This window comes from Novosphingobium sp. KCTC 2891 (genome assembly GCF_025938155.1).
In the GTDB taxonomy this organism is placed as follows: domain Bacteria; phylum Pseudomonadota; class Alphaproteobacteria; order Sphingomonadales; family Sphingomonadaceae; genus Novosphingobium.
In genome coordinates, this window is sequence record NZ_JAPCZG010000008.1 from 76,158 (window position 1) to 90,589 (window position 14,432).

Consider the following 14,432-nt stretch of genomic DNA (forward strand, 5'->3'; position numbering starts at 1 on the left):
GGCCGGCTCTACGCCGATGGGCGAGCGCAGGCCATCCCCGGATCGCGGGAGAGGGAGGCTACCTGCGGGTCAGTTTACCTGCCGTTCGTGTCCGGCCCAATACGGCTCGCGCAGCGTACGGCGCAGGATCTTGCCGGAAGGATTGCGCGGCAGCGCCGCGATCACATCGACCGACTTGGGCACCTTGAAGCCCGCCAGCCGCTCGCGCGTCCACTCGATCACGCTGGCCGGATCGATCGTGTGGCCGGGCTTGGGCACGCAGACGGCCTTGACCGCTTCGCCCCAGGTCTGGTCGGGCACGCCGATCACCGCCACTTCCAGCACGTCCGGATGGCCGTAGATCGCGCTTTCGACCTGCGCCGGATAGACGTTCTCGCCGCCGGAGATGATCATGTCCTTGATGCGGTCGTGCATGTAGACATAGCCGTCTTCGTCGATGTAGCCGGCGTCGCCCGTGGCGATCCAGCCATCGTCGGTCAGCGTGGCGCGCGTGGCTTCGGGCAGCTTCCAGTAACAGATCATGTTGTTGGACGACCGCGTCTGGATCTCGCCGATGGCGCCGGGGGGCAGCGTTTCGCCGTTATCGCCCACCACGCGCACTTCCACGCCGGGCAGCGGCTTGCCCGCCGAGCGCATCCGCTGGTTGCCTTCGGGCGTATGGTCTTCCGGCGGCAACATGCAGATCGTGCCGGTGGTCTCTGTCATGCCATAGGCTTGGATGAACTCGGCATCGAACATGGCGATGCATTCGCGCAGCAGTTCGAGCGGGATCGGCGATGCGCCATAGATGATGTATTTCAGGCGGCTGAAGTCGGTGCTGGCGCAGTCCGGGTGGTTGAGCAGCATCTGCAACGCCGCGGGCACGATGAAGAAGCGCGTCACGCCCTTCTGCTCCACCGCATCGAACACGGCGCGCGGCTCGAACTCCGACAGGATAATGCCCGGAAGGCCCGCGCCTAGCGCCATCACGCCCAGCCCGGTGCCGCCGATGTGCGCGCAGGGCATGGCGACAAGGATCGCCTCGTCGTCGGAAACGATCTGGTGCGGCAATTGCTGGCCCACGGTCTGCTTGCGCAGCCCGAACAGGTTGAGGTTGGACAGCACGGCGCCCTTGGGATTGCCGGTGGTGCCCGAGGTATAGAGCTGCAGCACCGCGTCCTCCGGTCCTGCCGGGGTGAAGGTGGCGCGGCCGGCGGCGTTGATCCAGCCGCGCGCTTCCTTGGCGGTGAAGCAGCGCAGCACCGAAGGCAACGCGGCGAAAGTGTCCTGCACCCCCTCGAACCCGTCACCCAGGAACACCGCCTTGGCCTCGGCATTTTCTGCGATCCACGCGGCTTCGGGCACGGCGAGCCGCCAGCCGATCGGCACCATCACCACGCCCACGCGCGCGGCGGCGAAGAACAGCGTGAAGTATAGCGCCGAGTTCTTGCCCAGCCAGGCGATGCGGTCGCCCTTGCCAATGCCCATCGCCGCCAGCGCGCCCACCGCGCGCGCGGTCGTCTCTTCCAGCTCACCATAGGTCAGCACCGCGTCCGGTCCGTCGAGCGCGATGCGGCCTGGCCGGTCCTCCGCCCAGAACCGGATGAAGTCATCAAAGGTGAGCAAGTGCGCGGTGCGCTCCGCAATAGTCTGCGGAACGCTCGCGAGCGTCGTTTCAGTCATGCCCCTAGTCTCCCGGACCGTGATTCTTTTATCGTTTGGCCGTGAGGATGCGTTGCTGGCGTTCGTATGGCAACCACGCAAAACTGCCGGGCAGGCCCAGCCGCTCGGCCGCCTGCCACGCGGGAGAGGTCGTGTCGCGCCAGGTATCGGCCAGCTTGCCGGCGGTCCGAAGCGCCATGCGGTCGAAGGTGGTGAGGTCCCACTCCGCGCCAAGTTCCAGCCGCTCACGCACCACGGGGGGCAGGATGGAGACCGCACCGCGCGCCAGCGCCCGGTGCAGGAACTTGGGCGTGCCCGGCGCCGCCTTGCCCGAAGCGATGATGTCGAGGAACTCGGTGTTGATCGGGTGCGGCTCGAAATCGGGCAGAAGCGCGTTCATCATGTCCATGAAGTCGGCTTCGGACGCGGCGCTGTGAGTCACGCCGTAAAGCGCGCCAACCGTCTGGCCTTCCTCGAAAAAGCGGGTCTGGTCTGCTTCCGAAAGCGGACGGACGAACGTGTGATAGGCCTTCATGAAGCCATAACCGGCGGTGGCATGGACCCAGTTGAGCAGTTCCGGTTCCAGGGCCTGATACGCGCGCCCACCGGGCGTCTCGCCGCCCACCTTGGCGTGCATCTTGGTCACCGCGCCGATCACCTTGCGGGCCATCGATGCGGGGCCATAGACCCCCACCATCGCCGCCGTGCCGGTGCGGCGCGAACGGCCGATGGGGTCGATCGGATAGACCGAATGGTCCCACACGCCGCTGCGGATTCGCGCGTCGGCGAATTCGAGCAGCACCGCTGCCACGCCGCCCACGCCCATCGCGATCATGTTGCGGAACACCTTCCACTGCACCGAATCGGGCGCGATCAGCGACGGTTCTCCCACCGGGTTGCGGAAATCGACCTTCCATTCGCGGGAAGCGGCCTTGCGCGCCCGCTCGGCGAGTGCCGGGGCGATGGTGTTTTCGTTCGTCTCGGGATCGTGCAGGGCCAAGGGGTTTCTCCGGTCTATACCTATCACGTGATATAGGTGAATTATCACGTGATAGGTTTCCCCGCAACACGTTCCGCCGTATAGGGGCGGCCCATGACACAATCGCCTTTTGCAAACCTTTCCGATGCCGCTGCCGCCACAGCTTCCGGCGCGGAAGGTATCCCAGGGAATGAGCACGCGAACGAAACCACGGCCCAGCGCATCCTGCGCACCGGCATGGCCTGTTTCGCGCGTGAAGGCTTTGCCGGTGCGACCACGCGGATGATCGCCTCCGCTGCGGGCGTGACGCTTCCCGTGATCGCCTATCACTTCGGCAACAAGGATGGCCTGCACCGCGCCTGTGCGCACGAAATCGTCGAGCAGCACCGCCGCCGCCTGCTGCCGCTCGTGGCTGCCGCGCGCACCGCGGCGGACGAGGGGGCGCTTTCGCCGCAGGACGCGCGCGCGTGGCTGGAGCGTATCCTGACCGCGCTGGTGGAGGCGATCACCGCCGATGCGGACCAGCGGCTCGCGACCGATTTCGTGCTGCGCGAAATGAGCGAGCAGGGACCGGGGTATGACTTGCTTTACGATAAGCTGTGGATGCCCGGCATCGGCCTTGTCGCCGATCTGCTGGCGCTTGCGCGCGGTCAGGCGCGGGCAGGGGAGGATGAGCGGATCGGCGCGCTGATGCTGCTCGCTTCGCTTTCCGCCTTCACGCGCGAGGAACCGGTGGCCCGCGCCTTCCTCGGCTGGGACAGTCTGGAGGATGGCCGGCGCCATGCCATCGCCCGCGCTGCCCACCGTCTGCTGGCCGGTCTCCTGATTGCATAGCCGGGCTTGCGGCATCCCCACCGGGTCGTTATCAAGTTTGATAAACAATTCGACGGGGAATGAAGATGGACCTGGACTGGACGGCCGAGGATCTGGCCTTTGCCGAGGAAGCGCGCGCCTTTTTTGAAAAGGAGCTGACTCCCGAACTGCGCGATGCCGGCCGCCTCATGACCAGCGTCTATGGCGATCACGATCTGGGCATGGAGTGGCAGGCGAAGCTCCACGCCAAGGGCTGGGCCGCGCCGAACTGGCAGCCCGAACACGGCGGACAGGACTGGACCGACGCGCAGCATTACCTGTTCGACCGCGAGCGCGTGCTGGCCGGTGCGCCGCCCACCTCGCCGATGGGCATCCACATGGTCGCCTATGTGATCCAGGCTTTCGGCACGCCTGCGCAAAAGGAGTTCTTCCTGCCCCGCATCCTGACGGGCGAGATTTTCTTCTGCCAGGGCTACAGCGAGCCGCAGTCGGGCTCGGATCTCGCGTCGCTGCAGATGCGCGCGGATTCGGATGGCGACGATTTCATTCTCAACGGCTCGAAGATCTGGACCACCCATGCGCAGCAGGCGAACTGGATGTTCTGCCTTGTGCGCACGACGCGCGGCCTGCGCCCGCAGCAGGGCATCACGTTCTTGCTGCTGGACATGACCGCGCCGGGCGTGGTCGTGCGTCCGCTGGTGATGACCTCGGGCGAAACGGTGCAGAACCAGATCTTCTTCACCGACGTGCGCGTCCCCAAGGCCAATGTCGTGGGCGCCATCGACGATGGCTGGACGGTGGCGAAGTATCTGCTCGAATTCGAGCGCGGCGCGCGCGGTTATGCGGCTGGCCTGAAAGTGCGCGCAGAGGCGCTGCGCGAACAGGCACGCACCGCGCCCACGCCTTCGGGCACGCTGCTCGATGACGAGGTCTTCGCCTCGCGCCTCGCGCGGCTGATGATGAAGCTCGATGTGCTGGAAGTGCTGGAGTTCAAGCTGCTCAGCGCCGCCAACGACGATGGCTCGGTCGGCGCGCTGTCGTCGATGATGAAAGTGCTCGGTACCGAGCTGGCGACCGAGATGACCGAACTCGCCTACCGCGCGGCGGGCACCACCGGCACGATCTACCAGCCGCACGGCACCCGTCCTGGCGGCGCGGTGCCCGGCCACGTGCCACCGGCCGATGGCAGCATCGTGGGCGATGTGTGGCAGGCGCTGGCCCCGCTGCGCTACTTCAACGAACGCGCCGGGCCGATCTATGCCGGCTCGAACGAGATCCAGCGCAACATTCTGGCGAAGCGCGTGCTCGGCCTCTGAGCCACGCTGCGGCCCAAAAGAAACCCCGGCCTTTCGCAAGGCCGGGGTTTCTTTTTGTGCAACGATGCGGCGGCGGGATCAGGCCACGCGCAGCTTCCGGTAGCGCGCGACATGGGCGTCGACATCGCCGAACTGGTTTTCGATCGCAGTCGTGCGGCGGAAATAGTGACCGACGCGCAGTTCTTCGGTCAGGCCCATTGCGCCGTGAAGCTGCACGGCCTGCTGTCCTACATAGCGCACCGCTTCGCCGATGGTCGCCTTGGCCGCCGAGACCGCTGCGCTGTCGTCGCCGCGCAGCGCCGCGAGGATCGCTGCCGCCGCGCTCTGCTCGATGTGAATGCGCATATCGACCATGCGATGCTGCAGCACCTGGAACGAGGCGAGTGCCTGCCCGAATTGCTTACGCTGCTTGGTGTAGTCGATGGTGTCGTCCAGCATCGTGCGCATCAGCCCGGTCGCCTCTGCGCAGATCGCGGCAGTGCCCGCATCGACCGCCGCGACAATCGCTTCGGCCACGCCGTCACCCACCGCAACCAGATCGGCCGGGGTGTTCTCCAGCCGGATGTCGGCGGCGGGATGATCGTCGATCAGGCGGTAGGCGCGCAGGGGCAGGGCGCTGCCGGCACCGCGCAGGCGGAACACGGCGGGACCCTTGTCGGTCTGTGCGGTGACGAGCACGGTATCGGCCTCTTCGGCCCAGCGCACGGCGCGCTTGGTGCCCGTCAGGTGCCATTCGGTGCCGTTCAGGATGGCCGTGGTGCGGATCGAAAGCGCGTCGCCGCGGCTCTGCTCCTCTTCCCAGCCCAGTACGATCACGCTGCCGGCGGCAAGAGCCTTGCCCAGTTCGTCCTGTCCGCCCAGCTTGCCCAGCAGGGTGCCCGCGATCACCGGGCCTTCGACGTAAGGCGTGGGCGCCAGCGCGCCGCCAAGCGCGTCCATCACCACCATGTGCGATTGCGCGCCGCCACCGAAGCCGCCCCAGGCTTCGGGCAGGCCTGCGCCGGCAAGGCCCAGTGCGCCGTGGATCTCGTCCCAGAACGCGCGCTGCCGGGCACCGCCGAGCAGTTCGCGGCGCCGGTCGAAGGCGAGATATTGCTTCAACCAGCCCGCCACGCTGTCGGACAGCATACGCAGGTCGTCGTCGAGTTCGAGGTTCACCTTGCAGTCTCCCAGGGTCTGTTTATCAACCCTGATAACGAGACTGTTCAGAGAAGCAAGCCGCGCATCAGCGTTTCGACGGTCTGTTCGCGGTAGCGCGCATGAAGCTCCGGATCGGCGTTTGGAATTCCCCCGAACACCGCCGAAAGCGTGAAGCGGTTGGAATAGAGCCCGTCGGCCGACCCGATCGTGTTGAAGTAGAACAGCTTGGGATCGAGTGGCCGGAACTCGCCCGCTTCCACACCCGCCGTGATGATGCGCGCCTGCGCATTGGCGATCGGCATCAGCAGTTCCTCGGCGATGTGGCGCACGCGCAGGGGATCGGATTCGCGCACCATCACCTGGATCAGGCGGTTGAGGTAGGGGATCTGGTAATAGGTATCGATGATGCCGCGCAGGTGGATGCGCATCCGTTCTGTCGGCGTCACGTCGAGCTTGAACAGGCGGTCGAGCTGGCGAATGCGCCTGTAGACGTCGCGGTCGAGTAGCGCGGCGAGCAGGCCTTCCTTGCTGCCGAAGAAATAGCGAATCATCGCGTGGTTCACCCCCGCGCGCGCCGCGATGTCGACAATCCCGATTTCCACCGTGTCCAGCTCGCGCATCAGCGCGCTGGCCGCGTCGAGCAGCGCTTCGCGGCTGTTCTCTCGTCCCGCGCGCGGTGAGGGGGCGCGCGGCGTGGGCGTGCGGGAAGGGTTGGCCGGGCTTCGGCTGGCATTGGTCATGACTTCGTTTGCGCTCCCCGTGGGCCACTTGGCAAGCGACGGCCTGCCACTTTTGGCAAATCTGCAACACTCGCAGAAAACTTAGTTATCATGATTGATAACTGATTATCGGGTGATAAAAGGCCGCAAACAAGGGTTCATGGGAGAGTAGAAATGTCGCTCACGAAAACACGCTGCCTACCGTTCCTGCTTGCCGGCTCGGTTCTTGCCGGTCCGGCTTTCGCCCAGACCGCGCCGCAATCCGCACCGCAGGCGGATCAGGCCAATGCGGCCTCGACGCAGGAAATCATCGTCACCGCCCAGCGCCGTGAACAGTCGCTCAGCGATGTTCCGGTGTCGATCCAGGCCTTTGGCGCAGAAACGCTGAAGAACCTGCGCGTCACCTCGACCGAGGATCTGCCTTCGGTCGCTCCGTCGCTCAACATCTCGCGCGGGTATCAGGGCATCCCGATCTACACGCTGCGCGGCGTCGGTTTCAACACGATCAACCTGTCCTCTACCTCGACCGTCGGCACCTATCTCGACGAAGTCGCACTGGCCTATCCGTTCATGAACTCGGGTCCGGTGTTTGATCTCGAGCGCGTGGAAGTGCTCAAGGGGCCGCAGGGCACGCTCTATGGCCGCAACACCACGGCCGGTCTGGTTAACTTCATCACCGCCAAGCCGAAGGATACGTTCTCGGCCGGGCTGACCGTCGAAGGCGGTAACTTCAAGACCTTCAATTCCGAAGGCTTCATCAACCTGCCCATGGGCGACAAGACCGCTCTGCGCGCAGCGTTCCGCACCGAGGACAGCTACGAAGGCTGGCAGAAGAGCGCGAGCCGCGACGAGCGCCTGGGTGAAGTCCATCGCTATGGCGGCCGCCTGACGCTGACTTCGCGGCCGGTCGACGGCATGAAGATCGAGATCGGCGCCAATGGCTGGATCAACAAGTCCGAGCCGCTGGCCGGGCAGGCCGTGGGCTTCACGCCCAACACCGATCCCGCCAACGGCACGTTCTTCAGCAATTTCAATGCCGCAGGCGTGCCTGCTTATGTGGCGAGCCACAAGAACACGTGGGATCAGAACCACGCCGATTGGGCGCCCCTGTCGCAGCGCGGGCCGGACATCGGCCGGGGCGCGGGCATTTCCGACCGCCTTGCCGAAAACGACTGGTTCATCGGCCTGCGCGGGTTGCTTGAATTCGAGATCACGCCCGATGTGACCTTCGTGTCGCTCACCGGCTACAACAAGGTGAAGCGCGAGGCGACGTTCGACTGGTCGGGCGCGCCCTATGAAATCCTGATCCAGAAGGCCGAAGGGCAGGCCCGTTCGATCAGCCAGGAAGTGCGCTTCCAGGGCAAGACCGGTCCCGCGGAATGGACGGTCGGGGGCTACTTCTCGAACGACAAGGTGACCGATACCAATCGCACCATGCTGGGCCAGAATGCCAACGTCGGCGCGGTCCGTGCGCTGGTATTCGGGCTGGACCTGTTGAACTCGCCTTTCAATTCCGATGGTTACACGGCGGCAGACGTCGCCACCTCGTTCCGCACCTATCGCGATACGGCGAACTTCGACGTCGAAACCAAGAGCCTGTTCGCCAGCGCCGACTGGACGCTGATGCGGGGCCTGACGCTGACCACCGGCATTCGTTACACCCGGGACACGCAGGACTACGCCGGCTGCTCGCGCGATTTCAACGGCTCGATGCAGCCCAACGTCAACCTGTTCAACCGCGCCTTCTTCTATCAGGTCTATGGTGCGTTCACCGCACCGATCGGCAAGAACCAGTGCAATACCTTCGACCCGGCGACCGGCACGTTCGGCATCGTCACCTCGAAGCTGGATGAGGACAACGTGGCCTGGCGCGCGGCGCTCGGCTGGGAAATCAATCCCGACGCACACCTCTTCGCCTCCGTTTCGCGCGGTTACAAGTCGGGCGCGACACCGGTGAATGCGGCGAACATCTCGACGCAGAACCGTCCGGCGCATCAGGAAAAACTGACGTCCTACGAACTGGGCACCAAGCTTTCGCTCCTGAACCGCGCGGTGAACCTGAACGTGACCGGGTTCTACTATGACTACGGCGACAAGCAGCTGTCGGTCTATTTCGCGGACCCGATCTACACCACGCTGCTGCGGCTCGACAATATTCCCAAGTCGCGCGCCTATGGCATCGACGGCGACGTCAGCGTGAACGTCGGGCGTCACTTGAACGTCCAGCTCGCCGCCACGCTGCTGAAGACCGAGATCCAGGGCTACGTGGGCATCGATGCGGGCGCCAAGACCTTCAACTACGATGGCGCCACGTTCCCGCTCAGCCCGAAGTTCTCGGGCGCGGCGACCGTCACGTGGGATTCGCCGGTCAGCGACAAGCTCGGTTTCCGGGCCATCGTGAACGGACGCTACCAGTCGTCGGCGAAGAACACGCTTGAGGACGATCCGCAGCTGAACCTCAAGCCCTACGGCACGATCAACGCCAGCCTCGCGCTGCACGATCTCGACAACAAGTGGGAAGTGTCGGTCTGGGCGCGCAACCTGACCAACGAATACTACTGGGTGTCGGCGGCGACCAACGCCAACCTTGCCGTCCGCTTCCCCGGCCACAACCGGACTTGGGGTGTGACGCTCAAGACGCTGTTCAAGTGATCGTCATTCAATTAATCGACTGACTAACGAAAAAGTGTAGGGAGATTTGGGAATGGTGCGCCGCGAGATCGACGCCGTCGTTGTCGGAGCCGGTTTTGCCGGAATGTACATGAGCTATCTCCTCCGGAAGGAGGGATACGATGTGCAGGGCATTGAGGCGGCGGCCGATGTCGGGGGAACGTGGTTCTGGAACCGCTACCCCGGCGCGCGGTGCGACATTCCCAGTCTTCTCTATCAATATAGCTGGAACGAGGAGATCCGCACATCGTGGCGCTGGAGCGAGAAATACGCGACCCAGCCCGAGATCCTGGCCTATGCCAATCACTGCGCGGATCTGCTGGACATCCGCCCGCTCTACCGCTTCCAGACGCGGGTGACCAAGGCGGAGTGGGACGAGGCAGCGGACCGCTGGCTGGTCGATACGGACAAGGGCGAGGCGCTGTCCGCCCGCTACCTGGTGATGGCGACGGGTGCGCTTTCGGTGCCCAAGGAACCCGATTTTCCGGGGTTGGACCGCTTCAAGGGCCCGCAGCCGGTCACCGGGCGCTGGCCGCATGAAGGCGTCGATTTCAAGGGCAAGCGCGTGGCCGTGGTGGGCACCGGCAGCTCAGCGATCCAGTCGCTGCCGCATATCGCCGCCGATGCCGCGCAGGTCTATGTTTTCCAGCGCACGCCGAATTTCAGCCTGCCGGCGCTGAACGCGCCCATCCCGGACGAGGAGCGCGAGGCGTTCGAGGCAGCCTGGCCGCTCTACAAGCAGGCGATCGACACCGGCGAGCCGGGCGTCGAAATGTTGCCCGAGGACTGGGAGCCGAGCGACGAGGAACTGGCCGAGCACGTCAAGGTGCTGTGGAACGGGGGTGGGCTTGTCTCCACCGTGATGATCCCGCGCCTGACCAAGGACGAGCGGATCAACGAGGCAGCCTGCGAATTCGTGCGCAGCCAGATCCGTGCGCAGGTAAATGATCCCGTGCTGGCGGAAAAGCTCAGCCCGCGCAGCTTCCCGATTTCGACCAAGCGCGCCTGCGTCGATACCGACTACTACGTGACCTACAACCGCGAGAACGTGACGCTGGTAGACCTCAATGAGGGCGCCATCGTCGAAGTGACGGAAAAGGGCATCCGTACCACGAACGCAGAGTACGAAGTCGACGTGATCGTCTGGGCGCTGGGCTTCGATGCGATGACCGGGGCGCTGACCCGCGTGGATATTCGCGGCAAGGACGGCACGCCGCTGAAGGATGCGTGGCATGGCGGCCCCGCGATGTGGAAGGGGATGATGGTGGCGGGCTTCCCCAACCTGTTCACCATCACCGGGCCGGGCAGTCCTTCGGTGCTGATGAACGTGATCCTTGCGGGCGAACACAACGTCGAATTCATCGCCGACGTGATCGACCGGATGCGCGAGCAGGGCGAAACCCGCGTCGAAGTGAGCGAGGCTGCGCAGGAAGCATGGGTGGACCACGTCCGACGTGAAGCCGAGGCGACGCTCTTTCCGCGCGCCAATTCGTGGTACATGGGCGCCAATATCCCGGGCAAGCCGCGGGTCATGCTTCCCTACGTCGGCATCGACTACAAGAAGCGGTTGAACCAGAACGTTGCTGCAGGCTTTCCCGGCCTGATGTTCGAGGGCTGAAGCGGGTTGCGCCGGGGATGGCGCGGTGCTTGATCCGGGGGACAGACCTGTCCTTTACGGAGAACGCGCCGTGGCAAACCCCGTCCGCCTGCATGCATATTTCCGCTCCAGCGCGTCGTGGCGGGTGCGCATCGCCTTGGCGATGAAGGGGATTGCGCATGAAACCGTGGCGCATTCGCTGCTCGACGGGGAGCAGCGCGACCCGGCCTATCTGGCGCTCAATCCGCAGGGACTGGTGCCTGCGCTGGAAATCGACGGGCTGGTGCTGACGCAGAGCCTGGCGATCTGCGAGTACCTGGATGAAACGCGGCCCGCGCCGCCGCTGCTACCCGCCGATCCGGCAGGGCGCGCGCACGTTCGTGCGCTGGCGCAGGCGATTGCGTGCGACGTTCATCCTCTTCAGAACCTGCGCGTGCTGCAAGCAGTGGTGAAGCTGGTCGGCAGCGCTGAGGCCGGACCGGCTTGGGGTCGGCGCGTGTGCGAGGAAGGGCTTGATGCCTTCGCTGCACTGGTCGCGAACGAGACGGGCGTGTTCTGCGCTGGGGACACCCCTGGGCTGGCTGACATCATGCTGGTGCCCCAGCTTGCCAATGCGCGGCGGTTCGGGGCTGACCTGCGCTGGCCGCGCCTGCTGGCGATCGAGCAGGCGTGCATGGCGCTTCCCGTCTTCGCCGACACCGCCCCGCAGCACCAGCCGGGCTTCACCCCCTGAGGCAGTTCTGCGGCGACTCGGTTTCGCACGGCTGCGCCACGCTCCGGACCCGCTCGAAGTATCCGAAATGACCCTCTAATACTCCTTGTCTGCCAGTGGGTTGGCGGGGTCGCGTCGAAGTGGATACGAAACGCCCTTTCTCTTCTTGTCCGCTCGTTCAACAACTGGCGAGCATGATGCTCCGGCACGGGATGACCACGGTGTCGTAGAGGGCTGAAGGGGAGGGCACGATGCGTCTGGACATAGGGATGCCAGCCTGGGATTTCTCGCTTGGGGGCGGAGTTTGCGGCGTTGCCTCGTACGCTCGCGTCGGCGCCTTGGCGGCGAACGACACTGCGGTGGAAGATGCGGCCTCGCTTCTGGTCGAAGCGCTCAATCGGCTGGATGTAGCCGATTGCCCGGTCGCGGCCGCCTTCGTGGATCACGCGCTGGCATTGCTTCGGCTTGAGCGCATGACGACCCTGGCCGAGCCGTTCGCCTGAACGGCCCCGCACAAGTCGCGGCCATCAGCCAGCGCGCAGCGTGACCTCGATCCGGCCGGGAAGGTCGATCGTGAATGTCGCCGTGCCATCCTGTGCCGCGACCAGATCCGTCTCCACAGCGCCTTCCAGCACATAGCGTCGACCGGGTTCCAACTGCGAAAGCCCGATGGTGTGGCGTCCGGCGCCGGCACCGGGCACGAACGTCGCTTCCAGGCCGGTTCCATCGCTCCAAGCCCGGGTTACCAGCACGGCGGGATATTCCAGCGTCTCGATCATCGGGCCGGCTAGGGCGGCCTTGGACGGCCCTTCGGTGAAAGTTCGGCGGAAATCGCCGGTGTCCATCAGCAGACCCATGATCGCGGTGGCGTTGCTGATGTTGGAGCCCTTGGCAAAGCGCAGCACGCCGCCATCGCGCTGGGGCTGGCAATCGCGCTCCAGCCCGGCGAGCGCAGCGGCGGCGAGGCGTTCGTCGCCAAACTCGCGCGCGGAAACGAGGTAGGTGCCATAGGCGCCGACGTGGCCGGTGCCGTACTTGCCCGCGTCCAGTCCTTCGCCGGGCATCGTCATGCGCGGCCCTTGCGCGTCCTCGCTCACCAGCGGGGCGATTTCCTCGCGCGCGATGGCCCAGAGCTGGCGCGCACGCGTGGGCAGGAAGGTGTTCTCGAAGAACGCATAGCCCGCTTCGCCGACGGGGAAGGGCACCGGCATCCCGGTCAGCTGGGAGCGCAAGCCCACGATCGAGCCCGAGGAATCGGTGAACTCGTCGTCGATGCCGCGCACCCAACCGTCGATGTGCCGGTCGACCAGCCGCGATCCGGTCAGCGCGTCATGCGTGACGAGGCTGAGCATCCCGTAGTGATTGCAGATCGGGTAGAGCCAGTTCGGCTCGCAGGCGAAGATCCCGAATTCCGCCTTGGCGTAGTTGGCATCGACCGACCCGTTGATCGTGCGGAAATCGTGGCGCCAGGCCTTCCGGTCGTTCAGCCGGAAGGTCAGGCTGCCCGGCTCCATGTAGCGCCGGTCGCCCGTCGCCAGCATATAGCCGCCGACGTGCGCGCCGAACCAGCCGGTCAGCATGATGTTGTCGCGGCCGGCCGGGTCCCAGTCGGTGAAGTTCAGGTGGCCCCAGCAACTTTCATAAACCCAGTAATCCCAGACCTTCTTCTCGAGATACTTCTCGATCAGGTTGCGCTGCGCCAGGCCCATGTAGCCGCGGAAGTTGGGCAGATAGGCCGTCTGCGCGACGGCCAGCGCAAAGCCCATGTGGTTGATCTGGTACCGCAGCGCCGCCGGCTGGAACTGGTCGATGATGGTGAAGCCATCGAAGCGGTCCACCGGTTGCAGCGCCCGGTCAAGCAGGTAGCGCAGGCCTGCCAGTTGCTCGGCATCCATTTCGCGCTTCGCCGGATCGGGTTCGTGCGCGGATTGCTGCGCCACCTCCGTAAAGGATTTGGGCAGGAAAGCGCTCCGCGCTGCCGCCTTGACGAGGCCGGCCGCGTGGGCCTTGCGATTGCTGCGCGCGAAGGCGAGGATGACCGCACCGGCGGCCAGCGGAACCGCGATCGGGGCGCCGGCCCACGTCGTCGGCCCGGACATCGCGCCTGCAAGCGCGGCGCTGCCCAGCCAGACGATGACCGGGGCAACGACAACTCCAGCCCAGAACCACGCCACGAGCGAAGCGACGAACAGCACCATCACCAGCGGAAACAGCAGCATGGCCCAGCCGCCCACGGCCAGGAACCCGCCGCCCGGAATCCACAGGCCAAGGCCCGCTGCCCGCCATGCAGGTGCAAGGCCCAGCAAAGTCGGCGCGAGGCCGGCCAGGCACAGCGCGGCATAGATCGTCCAGCTGCGCCGTTGGCGCGCGGCGGTGACTGGTCCCTTGATGCCCCGGTGCGGTGAAAGTCCGGGAATGTCGCGTTCGAGCGGGATCGTGGCCATCAGTTCCTCCAGCCGAGCGGGCGGCAGATATTTGCGTGAATAAGGGTCGCGATCGCAGGATCGTCGGCAGGATCGGAAAGGGCGGGGCGATCGGATGCGACTGCGGGGCCGGCAATCAGCGTGAGGATCGCCGCCTCCGCCGCCAGCAGACGGCGACGCCAGCCCCCGGATCGGGGGGCTGGTGACGGGGCGCGCGCAGTCTGGCCCGGACGCCAGGCGACGGCGGTGTCCATGCGTTCCTGACCGCGCAGTCCCAGGCTTCGTGCAAGCGCGCGGAACGGCGCGAGCAGCCGCATCAGCAGGAAAAACGCAAAGGCGCAGCAGGCCATGGGTCCTCTCCGGTCGGGTCGATCTGCCCGATTTCTAGTCAAACTATCCTAGTTATCGACCCGCGTCCAGCC

Annotated in this window: 12 protein-coding genes; 6 read left to right on the plus strand and 6 right to left on the minus strand. The window is 65.5% G+C overall.

The features are described from left to right. Window positions 1-69: 69 nt before the first annotated feature. Both OLX02_RS14915 and OLX02_RS14920 read right to left on the minus strand, forming a co-directional pair. Window positions 70-1,662 carry a fatty acid--CoA ligase gene (locus OLX02_RS14915; protein ID WP_264424122.1) on the minus strand — a complete coding sequence of 531 codons (1,593 nt, stop codon included), beginning with the start codon at window positions 1,660-1,662 and terminating at the stop codon, window positions 70-72. A 28-nt stretch (window positions 1,663-1,690) separates the two neighbouring features. Continuing rightward, entirely contained in the window at window positions 1,691-2,641 is a 951-nt protein-coding gene (locus OLX02_RS14920) for an oxygenase MpaB family protein (protein ID WP_264424123.1), read from the minus strand. Between the two features lie 93 nt (window positions 2,642-2,734). Between OLX02_RS14920 and OLX02_RS14925 the strand changes: the two genes are divergently transcribed. Both OLX02_RS14925 and OLX02_RS14930 read left to right on the plus strand, forming a co-directional pair. After that, a complete protein-coding gene (locus tag OLX02_RS14925) occupies window positions 2,735-3,454 on the plus strand; it encodes a TetR/AcrR family transcriptional regulator (RefSeq protein WP_264424125.1) in 720 nt (239 codons plus the stop codon). 65 nt (window positions 3,455-3,519) lie between these two features. After that, a complete protein-coding gene (locus tag OLX02_RS14930) occupies window positions 3,520-4,749 on the plus strand; it encodes an acyl-CoA dehydrogenase family protein (RefSeq protein ID WP_264424126.1) in 1,230 nt (409 codons plus the stop codon). Between the two features lie 78 nt (window positions 4,750-4,827). Here the strand turns inward: OLX02_RS14930 and OLX02_RS14935 are convergent, their stop codons facing one another. Together OLX02_RS14935 and OLX02_RS14940 are read right to left on the minus strand one after the other, a co-directional pair. Next, on the minus strand, window positions 4,828-5,907 hold the full coding sequence (locus OLX02_RS14935; protein ID WP_264424127.1) for an acyl-CoA dehydrogenase family protein: 1,080 nt from the start codon (window positions 5,905-5,907) through the stop codon (window positions 4,828-4,830). 47 nt (window positions 5,908-5,954) lie between these two features. Then, a complete protein-coding gene (locus OLX02_RS14940; protein WP_264424128.1) occupies window positions 5,955-6,629 on the minus strand; it encodes a TetR family transcriptional regulator in 675 nt (224 codons plus the stop codon). Window positions 6,630-6,782: 153 nt separating this feature from the next. Between OLX02_RS14940 and OLX02_RS14945 the strand changes: the two genes are divergently transcribed. The 4 genes from OLX02_RS14945 to OLX02_RS14960 all read left to right on the plus strand — a co-directional run bounded on the left by OLX02_RS14945 (window position 6,783) and on the right by OLX02_RS14960 (window position 12,090). Next, on the plus strand, window positions 6,783-9,260 hold the full coding sequence (locus OLX02_RS14945; protein ID WP_264424129.1) for a TonB-dependent receptor: 2,478 nt from the start codon (window positions 6,783-6,785) through the stop codon (window positions 9,258-9,260). Between the two features lie 52 nt (window positions 9,261-9,312). Continuing rightward, window positions 9,313-10,896, plus strand: coding sequence for a flavin-containing monooxygenase (locus OLX02_RS14950; protein WP_264424132.1), 1,584 nt, complete (start codon window positions 9,313-9,315; stop codon window positions 10,894-10,896). A gap of 70 nt (window positions 10,897-10,966) precedes the next feature. Further along, a complete protein-coding gene (gene maiA / locus OLX02_RS14955; protein ID WP_264424134.1) occupies window positions 10,967-11,608 on the plus strand; it encodes a maleylacetoacetate isomerase in 642 nt (213 codons plus the stop codon). A gap of 230 nt (window positions 11,609-11,838) precedes the next feature. After that, window positions 11,839-12,090: a hypothetical protein gene (locus tag OLX02_RS14960; protein ID WP_264424136.1), complete on the plus strand. Its 252-nt coding sequence runs from the start codon at window positions 11,839-11,841 to the stop codon at window positions 12,088-12,090. A 24-nt stretch (window positions 12,091-12,114) separates the two neighbouring features. Here OLX02_RS14960 and OLX02_RS14965 read toward each other — a convergent pair whose 3' ends face one another. After that, window positions 12,115-14,031, minus strand: coding sequence for a hypothetical protein (locus OLX02_RS14965; protein ID WP_264424138.1), 1,917 nt, complete (start codon window positions 14,029-14,031; stop codon window positions 12,115-12,117). Continuing rightward, window positions 14,031-14,360: a hypothetical protein gene (locus OLX02_RS14970; RefSeq protein ID WP_264424140.1), complete on the minus strand. Its 330-nt coding sequence runs from the start codon at window positions 14,358-14,360 to the stop codon at window positions 14,031-14,033. Before OLX02_RS14970 ends, OLX02_RS14965 begins: the two co-directional genes overlap by 1 nt. Between the last annotated feature and the right edge of the window lie 72 nt (window positions 14,361-14,432).